Annotated in this window: 20 protein-coding genes, 1 pseudogene and 1 riboswitch; of the genes and pseudogenes, 11 read left to right on the top strand and 10 right to left on the bottom strand. The window is 37.4% G+C overall.

Annotation, left to right across the window (positions count from 1 at the left end):
- The first annotated feature begins 11 nt into the window (after window positions 1-11).
- The 3 genes from V7108_RS10990 (at window position 12) to V7108_RS10980 (ending at window position 2,735) form a co-directional block, all read left to right on the top strand.
- Window positions 12-797: a TerC family protein gene (locus V7108_RS10990; RefSeq protein WP_335568240.1), complete on the top strand. Its 786-nt coding sequence runs from the start codon at window positions 12-14 to the stop codon at window positions 795-797.
- A 162-nt stretch (window positions 798-959) separates the two neighbouring features.
- On the top strand, window positions 960-2,279 hold the full coding sequence (locus tag V7108_RS10985; protein ID WP_335568239.1) for a hemolysin family protein: 1,320 nt from the start codon (window positions 960-962) through the stop codon (window positions 2,277-2,279).
- Between the two features lie 192 nt (window positions 2,280-2,471).
- Entirely contained in the window at window positions 2,472-2,735 is a 264-nt protein-coding gene (locus V7108_RS10980) for a hypothetical protein (protein WP_335568238.1), read from the top strand.
- A 79-nt stretch (window positions 2,736-2,814) separates the two neighbouring features.
- On the opposite strand, the gene phaC (V7108_RS10975) is transcribed toward V7108_RS10980, so the two are convergent.
- The 3 genes from phaC (V7108_RS10975) to V7108_RS10965 form a co-directional block, all read right to left on the bottom strand.
- Window positions 2,815-3,903 carry a class III poly(R)-hydroxyalkanoic acid synthase subunit PhaC gene (gene phaC, locus V7108_RS10975; RefSeq protein WP_335568385.1) on the bottom strand — a complete coding sequence of 363 codons (1,089 nt, stop codon included), beginning with the start codon at window positions 3,901-3,903 and terminating at the stop codon, window positions 2,815-2,817.
- Between the two features lie 46 nt (window positions 3,904-3,949).
- Complete coding sequence (phbB, locus tag V7108_RS10970; protein WP_335568237.1) at window positions 3,950-4,693, bottom strand: acetoacetyl-CoA reductase; 744 nt, start codon at window positions 4,691-4,693, stop codon at window positions 3,950-3,952.
- A gap of 88 nt (window positions 4,694-4,781) precedes the next feature.
- Window positions 4,782-5,183, bottom strand: a complete 402-nt coding sequence (locus V7108_RS10965) for a polyhydroxyalkanoic acid synthase subunit PhaR (RefSeq protein ID WP_335568236.1) — start codon at window positions 5,181-5,183, stop codon at window positions 4,782-4,784.
- Window positions 5,184-5,540: 357 nt separating this feature from the next.
- Between V7108_RS10965 and fabG the strand changes: the two genes are divergently transcribed.
- Window positions 5,541-6,275: a 3-oxoacyl-ACP reductase FabG gene (fabG, locus tag V7108_RS10960; RefSeq protein WP_335568235.1), complete on the top strand. Its 735-nt coding sequence runs from the start codon at window positions 5,541-5,543 to the stop codon at window positions 6,273-6,275.
- Window positions 6,276-6,496: 221 nt separating this feature from the next.
- Here the strand turns inward: fabG and phaC (V7108_RS10955) are convergent, their stop codons facing one another.
- From phaC (V7108_RS10955) to qoxA, 5 genes are all read right to left on the bottom strand, one after another.
- Window positions 6,497-7,585: a class III poly(R)-hydroxyalkanoic acid synthase subunit PhaC gene (gene phaC, locus V7108_RS10955; RefSeq protein WP_335568384.1), complete on the bottom strand. Its 1,089-nt coding sequence runs from the start codon at window positions 7,583-7,585 to the stop codon at window positions 6,497-6,499.
- A 144-nt stretch (window positions 7,586-7,729) separates the two neighbouring features.
- A complete protein-coding gene (gene qoxD, locus V7108_RS10950) occupies window positions 7,730-8,011 on the bottom strand; it encodes a cytochrome aa3 quinol oxidase subunit IV (protein WP_335519846.1) in 282 nt (93 codons plus the stop codon).
- 1 nt (window position 8,012) lies between these two features.
- Window positions 8,013-8,609 (bottom strand): cytochrome aa3 quinol oxidase subunit III, encoded by a 597-nt coding sequence (qoxC, locus tag V7108_RS10945; RefSeq protein WP_335519843.1) that lies wholly within the window; start codon window positions 8,607-8,609, stop codon window positions 8,013-8,015.
- A gap of 3 nt (window positions 8,610-8,612) precedes the next feature.
- Window positions 8,613-10,556 carry a cytochrome aa3 quinol oxidase subunit I gene (qoxB, locus tag V7108_RS10940; protein ID WP_335568234.1) on the bottom strand — a complete coding sequence of 648 codons (1,944 nt, stop codon included), beginning with the start codon at window positions 10,554-10,556 and terminating at the stop codon, window positions 8,613-8,615.
- A gap of 39 nt (window positions 10,557-10,595) precedes the next feature.
- Window positions 10,596-11,513 carry a cytochrome aa3 quinol oxidase subunit II gene (gene qoxA / locus V7108_RS10935; RefSeq protein ID WP_335519839.1) on the bottom strand — a complete coding sequence of 306 codons (918 nt, stop codon included), beginning with the start codon at window positions 11,511-11,513 and terminating at the stop codon, window positions 10,596-10,598.
- Between the two features lie 304 nt (window positions 11,514-11,817).
- Here qoxA and V7108_RS10930 point away from each other — a divergent pair, with 304 nt between their 5' ends.
- The 3 genes from V7108_RS10930 to V7108_RS10920 all read left to right on the top strand — a co-directional run bounded on the left by V7108_RS10930 (window position 11,818) and on the right by V7108_RS10920 (window position 13,682).
- The gene (locus tag V7108_RS10930; RefSeq protein WP_335519836.1) at window positions 11,818-12,123 is read left to right on the top strand and encodes an iron-sulfur cluster assembly accessory protein; all 306 of its coding nucleotides are present in this window, start codon (window positions 11,818-11,820) and stop codon (window positions 12,121-12,123) included.
- Window positions 12,124-12,540: 417 nt separating this feature from the next.
- Window positions 12,541-13,290 carry a Cof-type HAD-IIB family hydrolase gene (locus V7108_RS10925; protein ID WP_335520494.1) on the top strand — a complete coding sequence of 250 codons (750 nt, stop codon included), beginning with the start codon at window positions 12,541-12,543 and terminating at the stop codon, window positions 13,288-13,290.
- A 191-nt stretch (window positions 13,291-13,481) separates the two neighbouring features.
- Window positions 13,482-13,682 (top strand): cold-shock protein, encoded by a 201-nt coding sequence (locus tag V7108_RS10920; protein WP_045515670.1) that lies wholly within the window; start codon window positions 13,482-13,484, stop codon window positions 13,680-13,682.
- A 177-nt stretch (window positions 13,683-13,859) separates the two neighbouring features.
- On the opposite strand, the gene V7108_RS10915 is transcribed toward V7108_RS10920, so the two are convergent.
- Both V7108_RS10915 and V7108_RS10910 read right to left on the bottom strand, forming a co-directional pair.
- The gene (locus V7108_RS10915) at window positions 13,860-14,057 is read right to left on the bottom strand and encodes a YwbE family protein (protein WP_335568233.1); all 198 of its coding nucleotides are present in this window, start codon (window positions 14,055-14,057) and stop codon (window positions 13,860-13,862) included.
- Complete coding sequence (locus tag V7108_RS10910; RefSeq protein ID WP_335520488.1) at window positions 14,057-14,260, bottom strand: hypothetical protein; 204 nt, start codon at window positions 14,258-14,260, stop codon at window positions 14,057-14,059. The genes V7108_RS10915 and V7108_RS10910 overlap by 1 nt, the downstream gene beginning before the upstream one ends.
- Window positions 14,261-14,654: 394 nt before the next feature.
- Between V7108_RS10910 and V7108_RS10900 the strand changes: the two are divergent.
- From V7108_RS10900 to ribB, 4 genes and pseudogenes are all read left to right on the top strand, one after another.
- Window positions 14,655-15,485: pseudogene (locus V7108_RS10900) on the top strand (oxidoreductase); the annotation flags it as partial.
- Between the two features lie 113 nt (window positions 15,486-15,598).
- Complete coding sequence (locus V7108_RS10895) at window positions 15,599-16,069, top strand: GyrI-like domain-containing protein (RefSeq protein WP_335514170.1); 471 nt, start codon at window positions 15,599-15,601, stop codon at window positions 16,067-16,069.
- An 83-nt stretch (window positions 16,070-16,152) separates the two neighbouring features.
- Window positions 16,153-16,298, top strand: a riboswitch (FMN riboswitch).
- 172 nt (window positions 16,299-16,470) lie between these two features.
- Window positions 16,471-17,130: a riboflavin synthase gene (gene ribE / locus V7108_RS10890; protein ID WP_335514173.1), complete on the top strand. Its 660-nt coding sequence runs from the start codon at window positions 16,471-16,473 to the stop codon at window positions 17,128-17,130.
- Window positions 17,131-17,177: 47 nt separating this feature from the next.
- A complete protein-coding gene (ribB, locus tag V7108_RS10885; RefSeq protein ID WP_335568232.1) occupies window positions 17,178-18,314 on the top strand; it encodes a 3,4-dihydroxy-2-butanone-4-phosphate synthase in 1,137 nt (378 codons plus the stop codon).
- Window positions 18,315-18,334 lie beyond the last annotated feature (20 nt).

Genomic DNA, 18,334 nt, shown 5'->3' with positions numbered 1-18,334 from the left:
AGGATTTATGTATGGACTTCTCTCTTTTGCTGGAATACGGATGGGTATTACTTGTACTTATTGCATTGGAAGGTTTGCTAGCAGCGGATAATGCTTTAGTACTAGCGATTATGGTGAAGCATTTACCTGAAGAAGATCGAAAAAAAGCATTGTTTTATGGTTTAGCAGGTGCGTTTGTGTTCCGATTCATTTCCCTTTTTGTTATTTCGTTCCTTGTCGATGTGTGGCAGGTTCAAGCCATTGGAGCGCTATACCTATTATTTATGGCAATCAATCATATTGTTCGAAAAGTAGCGATTAAAGGAAAATCTGAAAGTTCAAAAGAAGAACCTATTAAGAAAAGCGGATTTTGGTCTACTGTTTTTAAAGTGGAATTAGCAGATATTGCATTTGCCGTGGATTCTATACTTGCTGCGGTGGCACTTGCAGTCGTTCTCCCCAATACACCATTGCCGAATATCGGTGGCCTGGATGGCGGGAAATTCTTGGTTATTTTTGCCGGGGGTATCATTGGTCTAATTATCATGCGATTTGCAGCAAATCAATTTGTTACGTTATTAGAAAGAAGACCCGGTCTTGAAATTGCAGCCTTTATGATCGTAGGCTGGGTTGGTGTTAAGTTAGCGGTTTACACACTTTCACATCCAGCACTCGCTGTATTAAGTCAAGAATTTGCCCATTCAACAGAGTGGAAATTAACATTCTATGGTGTATTAGTTGCGATTGCAGCTGCAGGATGGTTCTTCTCCAAGGACCAAGCGGTAGAAGAGAGGAAAATAGATACAAAAGTCTCATAATTTCCTCATAATAAAGGAAAACTTAGAATAGGAAGAGTTGAAGGAAGCTGCATTCAATCGAAATGCAGCTTCCTGTCGGTAAAAAGGGAGGATTAGGGGAATCAATAACATATACATACATTTATTATGGAGGTGTGAGCCTTACATCCTGTAAGGCAGCTATTGACAATTATCAATCTTCTTTTAATTGCATTATTAATCGCTTTAACAGGATTTTTCGTTGCTACTGAATTTGCGATTGTGAAGGTCAGGGGATCAAGAATAGAACAGTTAATCGCTGAAGACAAAAAAGGAGCAAAAGCAGCAAAGCATGTAACTACGCACCTAGATGAATATTTATCAGCTTGTCAGCTTGGAATAACGGTTACTGCGTTAGGTTTAGGATGGCTAGGGGAACCAACTGTAGAAAGTTTATTATTTCCCTTATTTACATATTTAGAATTAAACGAGGCTATATCCCATGTATTATCTTTTGGTCTGGCATTTGCTTCTGTTACATTTTTACACGTGGTGATTGGTGAATTAGCTCCAAAAACAATAGCGATCCAGAGGGCAGAACAAATTTCACTATTATTTTCTAAGCCATTAATCTGGTTTTATAAAATCATGTATCCATTTATATGGGTATTAAATCATTCCGCTCGAGTACTTGCAGGATGGTTTGGGTTCAAAGCTGTTTCTGAAAATGAAATAGGTCTTTCCGAAGAAGAGCTGCGAATTCTCCTTTCAGAAAGCTATGAAAGCGGTGAGATCAATAAAAGTGAACTTGAATATGTGAATAACATATTCGAATTTGATGAAAGAATTGCAAAAGAAATCATGGTTCCAAGAACGGAAATGGTTACATTAGATATGAACGACAGTATTGAAACGGTAAGGCAAGTCATAAAAAAAGAAAAGTATACTCGATACCCAGTAGTGGCTGATGGCGATAAGGATAATATTTTAGGTTTAATTAACATTAAAGAAATATTAACGGAAGAGATAACCAAGGAAGAACTTTTAAAAGACACTACGCTAAAACCAATATTAAAGCCTGTAATTCGTGTCATCGAATCAATCCCCATCCATGATTTATTGGTGAAAATGCAAAAGGAACGATCGCATATGGCCATTCTGCTTGATGAATACGGCGGGACCTCAGGGCTTGTGACGGTTGAGGATATTTTAGAAGAAATCGTCGGAGAGATTCGAGATGAGTATGATGCTGATGAAGTGGCAGAGATTCGTAAAGTTAATTCTGATCAGTACATATTTAATGCAAAAGTATTAGTCGGAGAAGTGAATGATACTCTTGGTACAAATTTATCCGATGAAGAAATGGATACAATTGGCGGTTGGTTCCTGAGCCGCAATTTTGATGCTAAAAAGGGAGATGAAATCGAGGAAGAGGGATTCGTCTTTACTGTTAAGGAAATCCAAGGACATCATATTTTGTTTATTGAAGCAAAAAAGATGTTTAATGAAGAACAAAAAACATGACAAGCAATTCCTCCAAATGGTGGAATTGTTGTTTTTTATGAAATCTGTTTTCGTATTGAGAAAAGAGTAATTACGAACAGTATATTAGAAATTGAAAATGTCAATATTAATAAGTTGTTTTTATAGAAAAAGTTTGACAATTTTGTGAACATGGTCAATAATTAATAATATATAGAAAGGGGATATAATGTTATGGTGAAGAGAGAGAAATTTTTAAATGCAGTAGCGTATGTTGGATTAACCATTTTAATCATCGGAGTAATTACCTTTATCTTAGGAATGTCTGTAAGCGGTTTCAGTGCGTTCGTCTCGATTGGAATTGGAACATCTGTGGGTGCCGTTTTTATTTTTCTTATTGGTGTGTTCTTGGTCGTGACGGAAGAAATGTTAGAAAAATCTCATGTTGGTAAGAATGTTGTTCCAATCACTTCAAAAAAAGGAACACCGATGAAATAAAGGGGATCCATGAAGATTTTACGTTTGAATCCAAAAAAAGTGTTCCTATTAGAGGAACACTTCATTTTAATCTTTTTATTTAGTTGGATCGTTCAGCCAGCCAATCACCGATTGTTGGATAGGTGATTTTATTGGCTTTGCTGCCAAAAGTGATGGAAGTATGTCCAACAGGTAAATTTTGATATTGTTTATCTTGGCTCGAAATGGAGTCCATCAAAGCTTCAACCATATGAGGCTGAGCAATTAGGTCATGTTGTCCGGCTAAATTTAGCACATTTGCTTTAATATTTTTCAAATCTACTTTATTTCCACGTACAACCAGTTCACCTTTAATCAGTTTGTTTTTCTGATAAAAATCTCTTATCCACTGACGGTAAGCCTCGCCAGGGAATGGAATACCGTCATTCAACCATTTTTGGAGAAGTTTAAAGCTTTTTACAAACTTTTCATTATCCGCGCGATCGACAAGACTCACATAAGGACCATAGAAGTTTGCCATTGGTTTTATTAATTTGTTACCCACGTCAATCACTTCAGGAGGTACCACACCAAGTGTATCTACTACCTTATCAATATTAAAAAATTTCTCATTTAACATTTCACCGTATTGACCCGTATTCTCAAAGTCAAATGGACTTGTCATAAAGACAAGATTACGGATAGGTAATTCAGGGTGTAATGCCGCAAAAATAGATGTCATGGTACCGCCCATACAATACCCAAGCAGGGACACTTCGTCAACATTAGATTTTTTCATTACCTTTTTTACTGCACGTGGGATGTAGTCCATAATAAAATCATCTAGTTTCATATGACGATCTTCATATCCCGGTGTACCCCAGTCAAGCAGATAAACATCAAACCCCTGATTAACCAGATATTCTATTAAACTACCACCTTTTGTTAAATCTAAGACATATGGTTTATTTATTAGGGCATAAATCATGAGTAATGGAACTTTATGTTTTTTCGGCTGGTCAGAAATATATCGATAAAGCTTTGTTTTATTTCTCGTCCAAACTACCTCTTTTGGTGTTGGCGCAACTTCCGGTTCGGCATCAATTGTTAGTACCTGAGAAGCCCTATTTACGCGATTAAGCATTTGTTGATAATCTTGAGGAATTAATTGCGCATACTTTTCCCATTCATTTTTAGTATGTACGTTAATAACTGCTCACTCCTTACATCATTATTACTATAAGTACACAGGGTACTTACATGTAAAGTCCGCCATTAATATTTAATTGCTGTCCTGTAATATAGTCTCCATCTTTACATAAGAACACAACACCGCGTGCTATTTCTTCCGGTTTTCCTAAACGTTTTTGAGGAACCTTTGCCACGATGCTTTCTAGTACTTTTTCCGGAATTGCTTGAACCATTTCTGTTCCGATAAATCCAGGGCAAATTGAATTTACCGTTACATTTGTTCTTGCAAGCTCTAACGCAAGGGATTTAGTATATCCGATTATGCCGGCTTTTGCAGCAGCATAGTTTGTTTGACCGAATCCTCCAGCCTGACCAATAATAGATGAAATGTTGATAATGCGGCCAGCATCAGATTCAGTAAGGTGTGGTAATGCCGATGATGTGGTATTGTATACACTATTTAAATTCACATCAATTACTTTTCTCCAGTCTTCCTCAGTAAGCTTTTTAAATGTGCTGTCTCGAGTAATTCCAGCATTATTTACTAAAATATCTAATCGTCCAAAATGTCCAACTGCTTGTTCGACAAGATAGTGTGCTTCCTCACTCTTAGAAACATCCGCTTGAACAATACAAGCTTCTCCGCCAACTTCATGTATTTCAGCCGCGATTTTATCAGCAAGTTCTTTACGTGAAACATAGTTAAGAACGATTTTAACGCCATTCTTGGCCAATTCCAATGCAATGGATGCGCCAATTCCTCTGCTCCCGCCTGTTACGATTGCTACCTTGTCTTTAAGTTCTGTCATGTTAATATGCCTCCTATGTTATGTAACTACATTTACAAGCTTAATGGTCAAACCGGTTTAATTTCTTGTTCCTAGTGATAGAAATAGTCTATTTTGATCCTTCGGCTTTTAAGAGAGTAATAATTTGATTCATTTTGGTATCTAGATTTTTCATGTCCTTTTTAATGGTAGATAATTCCTGTTTGAAACCAGACTGGTCTAGTTGATTTGTGCTGTTATCCTCTAATAGTTCTTCCAAGTTATCAACTTTTGCGTCAACGTTGACTACTAAAGAAGAAAGATTAGCAAGATCGTTGCGAGATGGAAGATTAACCAGCTCAAGATATTTTTCTGTACTTTCATCAATTAATTTTTTGTACATAAGGTTCATTTCCAACACTTGAGCAATTCCCTGGGCTGGGAAATTCTCCTTAATAGTTTCATCAAAAAAGCTGCTGGATTTTGCATAGTAATCCTTCCAGATATCAAAAAGATTTGTTTCTAATTTCATGGTTATTCCTCCTAAGTGTTTTTATCAACATTACTATCATACTAGCAATGAGGAAGGATTTGAAGGGTAAGTATTCGAAATTGTCACAAAATAATAATACTTTTTTAGACAAAATTCACCACGTTTTTAATGCGTTTTCTTGGGGATTTTAGGGCATGGATAGAATTTGATTTTATTTTGAAATAATGAATATCTCGATTGTAAATAGGATTAGGCTGTTTTCAATCGATTCGGAACAGTGAAGAGCAGTATATACTATGTTCTTTTTTTGAACTTATAAGAATAGGATGAAGTGTTAAGTTGACATTTTACAAACTGCCTTTGGATGAAAAAAATCTAACAAGAGGTGGGGAGAATTTGAAATTCACAGGTAAAGTGGCTCTAATAACTGGCGGTGCTCAGGGGATTGGGAAAGAAACGGCCAAACAATTTCTTCGAGAAGGGGCAAGAGTAGTGATATGTGATTATGATGAATCAGCCGGCAGAAATGCAGTTGAGGAATTAAATCATGAGAATGTTACCTTTATGAAGGTGGATGTTACAGACAGCTCCCAAATTGATGAAATGGTTCAAACAACCATTGGAATGCATGGAAGGATTGATATTCTAATCAATAATGCAGGTATAACATTGGATGGGTTTCTCACCAAGATGAATGAAAGTGACTGGGAAAAAGTTATCTCCGTTAACTTGTCTGGAGTATTTAAATGTACAAAAGCGGTTGCCCCGAGTATGTTAAACCAGGGATCGGGAGTCATCTTAAACGCCTCCTCTGTCGTAGGGTTATACGGAAATATCGGTCAAACAAATTATGCAGCCACTAAGGCTGGTGTTATTGGCTTAACAAAAAGCTGGGCAAAAGAATTTGGTCCTAAAGGGATAAGGGTAAATGCTGTTGCGCCAGGTTTTATTGAAACAGGGATGACCGCAGCAGTACCAGAGAAGATTCTTAACGTCATGAAGGAAAAAACGCCTCTTAAGAAGCTTGGAAAACCATCGGATATTGCCTCTGCCTATCTTTTTCTTGCATCCGATGACGCCAATTACATTAATGGTACCGTTTTAAGTGTGGATGGAGGTTTGGTGATTTAAAGGGCTGTTAATTCGGGTTTTAATTATATTAAAAAAACTCTTAACTTCAATAATTTACAAATAATTACAACATCTGATAAAATGTCTTAAACAGTAATATTGTCGAAAAAAGTCTAATAATATTATACTTACATGAACCGACTGGAAAAAGTATTTCAGTCGGTATTTTGTATTTTTGAAGATTGCCTGCCAAAATAAAAAAAACGCTGAAAATTCAGCGTTTAGATTGACCTTTCTGCAAGCCAGTCGCCAATGGTAGGATAGGTGATTTTTGCCGCTTTTGCTCCAAAGGTTATCGAGGTATGGCCAACGGGCAAATTTTTATAAATTTTATCTTTGCTTGATATCGCGTTCATTAATGCTTCAACCATATGAGGCTGGGCAATCAAGTCATTTTTACCTGCAAGATTTAACACATTTGCTTTAATATTCTTTAAATTTACCTTTTGGCCGCGAATAACTAGTTCTCCTTTTATCAGCTTATTGTATTGATAAAAATCACGAATCCATTGGCGGTAGGATTCACCTGGAAATGGAATACCATCATTTAGCCATTTTTGGAGAAGACTAAAACCTTTTATAAAATTTTCATTATCTGCACGATCGTATAGACTTACATATGGTCCGTAAAAGTTTGCAATTGGTTGAATCATTTTGTTCCCATAGTCAATCATTTCTGGCGGTATATTACCCATTGTATCTACTACTTTATCAACATCAAAGTATCGCTTATCCAACATAGAACCATAGGAACCTGTATTAGTAAAATCAAAGGGACTTGTCATAAAGATAAGATTGCGGATTGGCAATTCTGGATGTAATGCTGCAAATACAGATGTCATGGTTCCACCCATACAATACCCTAAAATGGAAACTTCAGAAGCATTTGAATTCTTCATTACTTTTTTAACAGCACGTGGTATATAGTCTAAAATATAATCGTCAAGTTTCATATTTTTATCCTCTAAACCTGGTGTTCCCCAATCTAAGAGGTAGACATCGAAACCACGGCTTACCAAATATTCTATGAGACTTCCACCCTTAGCTAAATCTAGGACATATGGTTTATTAATCAATGCATAAACCATAAGCAGAGGGATTTTATATTTTTTGGGCTGATCGGGAGTATAGCGATAAAGTTTTGTTTTATTCTTTGTCCAAACAAGTTCTTTGGGGGTTGGTGCAACTTCTGGTTCGGGATCGGTGGTTAATACTTGCATAGCTCTTACGCTTTTTTTGATTTGCTTTTGAGTCTCCTTAGGAAAAAAACCGGCAAAGTCATTCCATGATTTTTCAACAAGGGTACTAATAGTGCTCCCACCTTTCTAAATTGACTTCATGCATAGTATATAGTGGAAATTACACCTATATGACTATTACATGGAAATTAAAAACGCTGTTGATGTAGAAATCAACAGCGTTTTTTATTAGATTAGATGATTTGATTCAGGCTTCTACATATCCCAAACCATTGCGAGCAGGGTACCAAAAACCGTAACGAGTGCAATAATTAAGCCATAAAAAACATTAGTGTAGATTGCACCTTTATCCTTCGTCTCACCAGCATGCATAAATACAACGAGCTGGAGTCCTGCTTGGATAAACGCAGTTACAAGAAGAATCGTCATGCCTGCCGCAAATGACATATCTAAAAAGTAAACAGCTAAAGCAATGGTTGTCAGGAGTAGGGAGAAGACAAAACCAAGTACTTGTTTCATTGGGAATAATTGGCTCATCTTACATCATTCCTTTCAAATAGATGAAGCTAAAGATGAAAATCCAAACGACATCTAGGAAATGCCAATAAAGGGAAAAGATAAATGCTTTATTGGTTGTCTGTGGAGTTAAACCACGTTTTTTCACTTGCAGCATTATGAATAATCCCCAAAAAAGTCCAAGTGTAACGTGCGCTCCATGTGTACCTAATGTTGTTAAAAGGATCGATGTAAATGCACTTGTTTGCAGTCCTGCCCCAACATGTACATAGTGCATAAACTCATAAATCTCAACACTTAAGAATCCAAGTCCAAGTAGTAAGGTAATGGCGAAAAATGCCATCATAGCTCTTTTGTTACCGATGCGCATGGCATGAATACCTAGGCCAATGGTAAAACTGCTGGTCAAAAGTAAAATCGTTTCAATTAACACTGGTGTAATCTCAAAAATTTCTGCTCCCGCAGGACCATTACCCGTTCGATCCACTAATGTGAAATATGACGCAAAAAGGGTGGCAAAAAGCATAATTTCCGCACCAAGGAAGATCCAAAATCCTAAGATTTTCAAACTGTTTTCTTCGGTACTATATTCTAATGGGAGCGAGTTATCTATTTTCATCTTTTAAGCACCTCGCAAATTTGTTTCTGTTTCTTCAATTTCTTTTACAGAGATATAATGGCCATGGTCTTGTTCAAACGACCGGAGAGCCATACATGCAAAAATTCCTAGTGTTGTAATGATAACTGGAATCCACAAACTGAAAATAAAAGAGAATCCCCAAACAAAGAAGATACAGCTCATGATAAATGGAATTCCGCTATTATTAGGCATGTGAATTTTCTCGTATTCTCCTTTAAATAAAACATGACCCTTCTTCTTTGCGTCCCAAAATGCTTCATTGGAACGAACTTCTGGTAATATTGCAAAATTATATGCCGGTACCGGTGTATGGGTAGACCACTCTAATGTACGAGCATCCCATGGGTCATTGCCAATGTCTCTCGATTCATATCGAGTACTATAGTAAATATTGTATACGATGAATACAAAACCAATGGCCATGATTGCCGCTCCAATAAAGGAAATCATATTCAATGTACCAAATCCAGCAGCCTCAGAGTAGGTGTACATCCGGCGTGCCTGACCATCCAGCCCCGAAGCGTACATTGGCATAAAGGATAAGATAAAACCGATGGAAAGCAGCCATGCTGTCCATTTTCCAATTTTCTCATTTAACATGAAACCAAACATCTTTGGCCAATAATAATGCAATCCTGCAAGCATTGCATAGACAACACCAGGGATAATTACGTTGTGGAAATGTGCAACTAAGAACATTGTATTATGGTATTGATAGTCTGCTGCAGACATAGCAAGCATTACTCCGGTTACCCCGCCAATTGTAAAGAGCGGAATGAAAAAGATACTATATAGCATTGGAGTAGTAAAAACAATTTTCCCTTTTCTTAGGGTAAGAAGCCAGTTAAAAATCTTCACTCCAGTAGGTACGGCAATTGCCATGGTGGTAATCGAGAATATACTGTTCGTTAATGCTCCTTGCCCCATGGTAAAGAAATGGTGCGCCCATACAAAGAAGGAAAGTAGGGAAATAATAACCATCGAACCAACCATAGATTTATAACCATATAGGTTTCGACGGGCAAAGGTAGAGATAATTTCACTATAAATACCAAATGCTGGAAGTATTAGGATATAAACTTCAGGATGTCCCCAAACCCAGAAAATATTGGCCCATAGCATATCCATTCCGCCATTATCCATAGTGAAAAAGTTCGTTCCAAATTGACGATCTAAGGTTCCCATTGCAAGCAATACAGCTAAAACTGGGAATGCGAATACTATAATCACATTGGCGATTAAAGCGGACCATGTGAACATTGGCATTTTCAATAAGGTCATGCCAGGTGCTCTCATTTTGAGAATCGTAGTGATAAAATTAATCCCGGTCATTAAGGTACCGATACCTGCAATCTGAATCGCAATCATGTAATAATTGGTACCAACAGATGTACTGAATTCGTTACCTGCAAGAGGGAAATAAGAAGTCCAACCTGCGTCAGGTGAGCCGCCAACCACGAATGAAATGTTGAATAACATGGCCCCCATAAAGAATAGCCAGAAACTTAGTGCATTCAAGCGTGGAAATGCCACGTCACGTGCTCCTATTTGTAATGGAATTACAAAGTTCATAAAGAACATAATAAATGGCATTGCCATAAAGAGAATCATAACAATTCCATGTGTTGTGAAAATCTCATTATAATGCTGAGCGTCCAGCAGTGTGTTTTCTGGAACGGCAAGCTGAGCACGCATCATGATGGCGTCAACTCCACCTCTGAATAACATGAGGAGGGCAGATAGTAAATACATGATACCAATTCGTTTGTGGTCAACAGTTGTTAACCATTCACGCCATAGGTAGCCCCATTTTTTAAAATACGTTAATCCAGCAATCACTGCGATAAAGGTAAGCCCAATGGCAACCATCGAAGCATAAATCGCAAAACTAGGATGAGGTACGGCAAATCGATCAAAGAAATCCATTTATTCCTAACTCCTTTCAAGGGAAGTTTACTTGTTAAATTAATGACTCATACTTTCATGATTGGCGCTGGAATCTGTGTGAGATTCTGAATCAGTTGTTTCATTTGATTCTTCTGAGTGATCATGACCAGCTGGAGGCGGCGAAAAGTCTAGATGCGTTCCAATGTACGTTTGCTGCCCGAGATGACCAGGTTCTAATAATTCCTCAAATTTTTTCTCAGTAATTGGTTTGGCAGTTTCTTTTACTTCTTTTACCCAGTCGTCAAAATCGTCTTGAGACATTGCGGTTACATTGAATGTATTTTCAGCAAATCCTTTACCTGAGAAATTCGCATTTCGTCCCATAAATTCACCAGGGACATCTGCTGCTAAATGCAAGGTAGTTACCATGTCAGCCATAGCATATTTTTGTCCGCCTAACTGGGGAATCCAGAAACTTGTAATCGGCCCATGAGAATAAAGTCTAAATTCAAGAGCTCGATCAGTTGGAATATACAAGTAATTGACGGTTTCAATACCTTCTTCAGGATAACTAAAGTGCCATTTCCAGTTAGAGGAAGAAGCATACACAACTAAAGGCTCTTTATCCTCGTAACCCTTCGGTTTTGCTTCAACAATATAGTTGCTTTGTACAGATACAAAAGAGAGAAAGGCAACAATTAATACTGGAATTCCAACCATGATGGTTTCAACCCAGAGGTTTCCTTCAATGTGTGGCGGTTCATAATCTGCACGTTGCTTCGAAGCTCGGTATTTCACTAACATGTAAACCAGCATGGAGAAAACTACGATAACGATTACGGACATAAGTCCAATTGACATAAGGATGTCACTGGCCTGCCGTTCTGCTTGTGGTCCTTTTGGATCCAAGACAAGTAGAGGTTCACACCCAGTTAAAATGGTGAAAATGGTAAAAATCACTGAGTATAAAGCCCATTTGGTGCGCTTTTTTTTCATGTGTCTTACTCCTCTCGATAATGATTTGTTTTCGTGAATTTTTTCACAAACTTGATTAGAGATTCCTTTCTAAATTAATTACTATCTAATAATGATTTTATAATTAGTGTAATTATTCGCTACCACAATATTAACAACTTTGGTGTGATGTTTATATACGTTTTTTGAAGAATTTGTGACAAATTTGTTAAGGATTTTTATTCCTAATAAAGACAAGTTGTGGGAAGAAAGTTAGGTTCATTGTCTATTTTGGAATAATAATGGGATAATGTATATGAATATACATAGGAATGGAGCGACATATATGAAAGTGAAAATTAATCGCCATGCTGCCAAAGCATTGAAGAAAATGATGGAGGGCCCTGAGGCAGAGGGAAAATTATTTCGTGTTTATGTTACAAATATGCACGGTGACCATGCTCATTATGATTTAATGCTCGATACACCAACTGAGCATGATGTTGTAGTAAAAACGGACAAGGATATTGATTTAATCCTTGATTCCCGCGAAGAATACTTAGATGGCGTTTGGATTCAAATGTTCCATGTACCTAAGGAAGAATGGCTGATCACAAATCCGGCCAAAGGCGGCCATCATCACCATCACTAATAAATGAAGGAAAATGTAACAATTAGCCTAGGATAGTCCGAAAAACCTGGTCTCTCCAAAGTATCGTAACAATTAGTCCAGGATAGTGCCGATAAACCGAGTCTCTCCAAATTATCGTAACAATTAGTCCAGGATAGTGCCGATAAACCGAGTCTCTCCAAACTATCGTAACAATTAGCCCAGGATAGTGCCGATAAACCGAGTCTCTCCAAATTATCGTAACAATTAGCCCAGGATAATGCCTATAAACTCGTTCTCCCCAAATTAATAACACCTTGTATCATTCTAGGTGTTATTTTTTTGTTTACTATAGGAACGAATATTCGTTCGGAATTTTTCCGTTATGAAAGTTTTTTTGAGATACTTCAATATGGTGTTACTCTCATTAGGTATGTTTTTTTAAGGAGTTGATTAGATATGGAAAATTTCAAAAGTGATCATGAGATTAAACTAATCGCACTTGATATGGATGGGACTCTGTTAAATGATCAGCACGAGATTTCAGAGGCAAACCGTCTAGCGATTAAAGAAGCACAGGAAAAAGGCGTACATATCGTTCTCAGCACTGGCCGCTCTTTAAGAAGCTGTGAGAAACATGCAGATTCGCTTTCGTTAACGTCATACTTAGTGACGGTAAACGGCAGTGAGATTTGGGATGATAAAAGGGGATTAGTCGAGAGGAATCTTGTTAATTCCGAATCCATTCAATGGATGATAGAGCTAACCGAAAAGCACAAGAGCCGTTTTTGGGCAATCAGCACAACCCGAAACTGGTTTGATGAAATTCCGGAAGATATTCATGGAGCGGAATGGCTGAAATTTGGATTCAATATTAAGGATGTGCCGACAAGAGACATAGTTTTAAAAGAGCTGCTGGCACGTGGAGAGTTTGAAGTAACCAACTCAACTCCAACAAATCTTGAAGTAAACCCGGCCGGGATTAATAAAGCAAAAGGGCTGAAATTAGTCTGTCAACGGCTTGGTATTGAGATGATAAACGTCATGGCCGTTGGCGACAGTCTAAATGATTTGGCTATGATAGAAGAAGCAGGCTTAGGCATTGCAATGGGAAATGCTCAGGATACTGTAAAAAATGCGGCTGCTTGGGTAACATCTTCAAATAATGAAGATGGTGTCGCTAAGGCAATCCAAAAATGGGTGCTGTAATTTATAAGCATTCACGGACTTAAGTATTATGAGGAAGGAATATTATTTTTTTGAAATAAAATCAACTCAAATGTGAAATACTTTATATACAAGAGGAAGTTGTTTAAAAATAATTTCACTTGGTTATAATAATTGGGCAAGACTATATTGCAATTTCATGTATTTGTTACATGCTAGGAGGAGCTACAAAAATGGAACATGGTAAAGTAAAATGGTTTAACGGTGAAAAAGGCTTTGGATTTATCGAGCGTGACGGTGGAGACGATGTATTCGTTCACTTCTCAGCGATTCAAGGCGAAGGCTACAAAACGTTAGATGAAGGTCAAGAAGTGACGTTTGAAATCGAAAATGGACAACGTGGTCCACAAGCGGTTAACGTTCGTAAAGCATAATAAACCTTCAAAACTCAAAACAGACTCCAAATTGTGAGTCTGTTTTTTTATGCACAAAAAAACCTCCACGAAAGAAGTGGAGGTCCGATATGTGATAAGTAAAATGGTTATGCCTAGTATCGGTTAGTTTTATAAATTGTATACCTCAGGGTAGTGCCTTTTGGCTATTTACGTAGATTATCCCTTTACTATTTCCTGTACCCTGCCAACCTGTCCATCCATTAATCTGACTTTTATTCCATGAGGATGGAAACTAGAATTTGTTAAAATATCTTTCACAATACCTCTAGTAAGTTTTCCTGTTCTTTGATCAGCCTTTAAAACTATGTCAACCTCAGTACCAGCAGTAATGTCTTTTCTATTTTGCCCGTTCATTAAACACCCATTTTTCTACGAGTGTTACTCACTTTTTTTGTCATTTGGCTTTTCATTTGTTTAGTATTTTGAAGACCGTTTGAGCTGTTATTGCCAGCGGCAGCTTTATTTTTCTTATTCTCGAGCTGCTGCTTCATTGCTTCCTGCAGACTCATTTTCTTCTTGGGTTCTTCATTTTGATTTGTTTGATTGTTTTCTGACATAAGAAAATCCTCCTAAAGATATAAACTATTTCTATTTACAGTATAATCTATTTCTTCCTAAATTAAAAATGTGGAATTAGCAGGAAGCGATAGTATAGATTAAAATGACTTCTAATTGAAACCATCGTAGGTGCGATGAAGCCTGTAGAGAGAGGATATAAACTTCGCCAAATCCGCACTTCCTTAAAGCAGATACTGAGTATGGTGAGAGAGTGGCAAAAGGTCTAGGTATATCAATTCCAGAAGTTGTAAAATAGGGCAAAGAGACTGATCAAAGTGACAGTCTTTTTGTTTTTCCTTAATTAAATATAAGAATATTGTATATTTCGACAACTTTTTCATTTGCTTCATATTAAACTAATCATTGCAGATACAAAAAGGGAGTCATACACATATGAAGAACAGGACAGCTGTTGTAACCGGCACATCAAGCGGATTTGGTTTAATTACTTCTGTAGAATTAGCAAGAAAGGGTTTTACTGTTATCGCAGCAATGAGAAACCCCGATAAAAGCAGCAGTCTAATGCAGGAGGCCAAGATAAACGGTGTAGAATCCAATATCATTGTTCTTGAGCTGGATGTTACAAATGAGAAGTCCATTCTATCGTTTCAAACACGGGTAATCGAGGAATTTGAAAGAGTGGACGTTTTAGTTAATAATGCTGGCTACGCTGGCGCAGGGTTTGTAGAGGAAATATCGATGGAAGAGTATCGTAAACAATTTGAAACAAATGTATTTGGAGTTTTTGCTGTAACCAAGGCATTTTTGCCTATTATGAGGAAACAGAAGCAGGGGTGTATTATTAATCTAAGCAGTATCAGCGGCAAGGTAGCTTTCCCGGGATTATCCCCATATATTGCTTCTAAGCATGCAATTGAAGGCTGGAGTGAAAGTCTACGCTTAGAAATGCAGCCTTTTGGGGTAAAGGTGGTATTAATTGAACCAGGGTCCTATAAAACAAATATCTGGTCCACAGGTAAACAGGTTGCTTTAGAATCATTACAGTCACATTCTCCTTATCGTGAATATATGAAAAGGATAGAGCAATATATTGCAGATGGGGAAAGCAGTTTTGGTAACCCAAATGATGTGGCAACAAAAATAGCAGAGATTTCGGTTCTAAAAAATCCAGAGATGAGATATGTAATTGGCAGGGGAGTTAAAGCTTCTATTTTTATAAAGAACCTTTTACCATGGAAACTTTGGGAAAAAATAATTATCAGAAAATTGTCTGGAAAACAGGTAAATTATTTACCGATGTTGTCGTTTTTCGGGAGGATTTTCGGGGTTTATGTAAGAATAATAGAGATATAAATGCAAATAGAGGAGGAATAGGTTTGAAGATCCAAGTGCTCGAAAAAGATGAGATAAAGGTAGTTGGAATTTCGTGGAATGGCACGTATTCACAATTAAATACCATTCCTGATTTAGTTGAGGTTATGAAAGAACGGAAGGGTGAAGTGCCTAACCAGACGAATGAATCGATCTTAATCGCTCCCTTCCATAGCAGAGAAACAGAATTGACCTGTTATGTAACGACACCAGTGGAAACCTTAGAAAATGTTCCTGAAGGGATGATAGGGTTTACGATACCTCGCAAAAATTATGTTCGTACCTCACACAATGGTACCTTGGCCGAAGTTGAAAGTACATATCAACAAGTGTTGGTATGGATGCAAGAGTATGGCTATGATTTGGATGACTCTGCCTTGAGTTTAGAAATATTAAAACAAAACCATAGTGATATAGATAACGGCACTCAATTTGAACTTTACCTTCCTATTAAGACGTATGGCAATGACTATTAATATTGAACAAATAGAGAGGGGTTTCCTAATCAAACTTTTCGCAATTTTAACTAGTATAAGGTATAATCAATCATATAGTTGAATAATTCCTTCGGGGTCGGGTGTAATTCCCAACCGGCGGTGATGAAGCTCTAGCTTCTTAGTCCGTGACCCGTTTAACGTACGTTAAACGGTGGATCTGGTGAAAATCCAGAGCCGACAGTTAAAGTCTGGATGGGAGAAGGAAAAAAGTCAGGTTTAAACCAAGGGAGTAGTATACCCTTTTTTAACCCCTATTTTCTTATTGCCTTTTCCAAGGACCCTGAAGAGCTTTATTTCTTCAGGGTCCTTTTATTTTAACTATAAATCGGTATGAAAGATTTTTGCCATCATTGCAAATATTAGGAAGGGAGGTAAAAACTATGTTTACCGGTATTATTGAAGAATTAGGAATGGTAGCCAATATCCAACGAACAGGAACATCTTTTGTACTAACAATTGAGGCAAAAAAAATATTAGAAGATGTCCACCTTGGTGACAGCATAGCTGTTAATGGCGTGTGTTTAACGGTCACTAGCTTTTCTAACAAGCAGTTTACTGTAGATGTTATGCCTGAAACGGTAAAAGCATCCAGCTTAAACGCACTAAAGCGGGGATCCAAAGTGAATCTTGAACGGGCAATGGCAGCTGGGGGAAGGTTTGGAGGTCACTTTGTTTCTGGTCATATTGATGGAACTGGAGTGATCAAGAGTAAAAAGCAACTCGAAAATGCCATTTATTATGAAATTGAAGCCCCGTCTGACATACTCAGGTATATTATCGTTAGGGGGTCCATTACTGTAGATGGTACAAGCCTGACTGTATTTGGAGTAAGTGATGATACCTTTACTTTATCCCTTATTCCCCACACCTTATCAGAAAGTATTATCGGTCTAAAAGATTCCGGTGATATTGTCAATTTAGAATGCGATATGATTGGCAAGTATGTAGGTCATTTCTTATCGGCAGGTTCTGGTAACGTGAACAAAAAGAGTCCCTCAGGTATTAGTGCGCAATTCCTGGAAGAACATGGATTTTTTTAAATACATAGTCAACAGCTCATATTTTTAAATTGAAAGGGGAGAAAGACTTGTTTGATCTTATAGAAGATGCGTTAGAGGATTTAAAAAACGGCAAGGTCATCATCGTTTGTGATGACGAGGACAGAGAAAACGAAGGTGATTTTATCTCCTTGGCTGAAAAAACTACTCCAGCAGTAATTAATTTAATGGCAACACACGGCAGAGGCTTAATCTGTGTACCTGTTGATGAGGAGTTAGCACGGAAATTAGAATTATTTCCTATGGTTTCAAACAATACAGATGCACATGGTACTGCCTTTACCGTTAGTATTGACCATAAATCATCGACTACGGGAATATCAGCCTTTGAGCGTTCTACTACCATTTTACGCATGCTTGACGCAGAGGCAAAGCCCTCAGATTTTATGAGACCTGGTCATATTTTCCCGTTAATTGCGAAAAAAGGTGGAGTCTTAAGAAGAACAGGACACACTGAGGCTGCAGTGGATTTGGCTAAATTATGCGGATCTCAGCCTGCGGGAGTCATCTGTGAAATTATGAATGAAGATGGAACCATGGCTCGTGTTCCTCAATTAAGAAAAATTGCCGATGATCTAAAAGTTAAAATGATTACCATTAAAGACTTGATTGAATATCGCAATAATAAAGAACAGCTGGTCAACCGCGAAATTGAAATAAATTTACCAACAGAATTTGGTGATTTTAAGGCTGTTGGTTATTCAAATGTGATCGATGGAAAAGAACATCTTGCTTTAGTAAAGGGAGAATTAAATCCTGATGCCCCTATTCTAATACGCGTTCATTCAGAATGTTTAACTGGGGATGTTTTTGGTTCATTCCGCTGTAATTGCCAATCAGAGTTACATGCTGCCTTAAGCCAAATTGAACAAGAAGGCAATGGAGTCCTTCTTTATATGCGTCAGGATAGCGGCTTAGTAAATAAATTGCGGACATACAAGCTCCAAGAAGAGAGTCAGGATGCTGCCCTAGGCAATGGAAATGAAGATGTTTTACGTGAATTTGGTATTGGCGCTCAGATATTAAGGGATTTAGGGGTTAGAAAAATGAAATTATTAACCAATAATCCAAAGAAAATAAAAGGAATAATGGGATACGATCTTGAAGTGGTAGAAACTGTTCCTTTGCAAATGGAAATACAAAAGGAAAATGTTAATCTAAAATAAACTACAAGAATAATCGGAGG

The sequence above is a fragment of the Neobacillus vireti genome, assembly GCF_036962345.1.
GTDB classification, from domain to species: domain Bacteria; phylum Bacillota; class Bacilli; order Bacillales; family Cytobacillaceae; genus Neobacillus; species Neobacillus vireti_A.
This window is presented reverse-complemented; position numbering and strand designations above follow the sequence as displayed.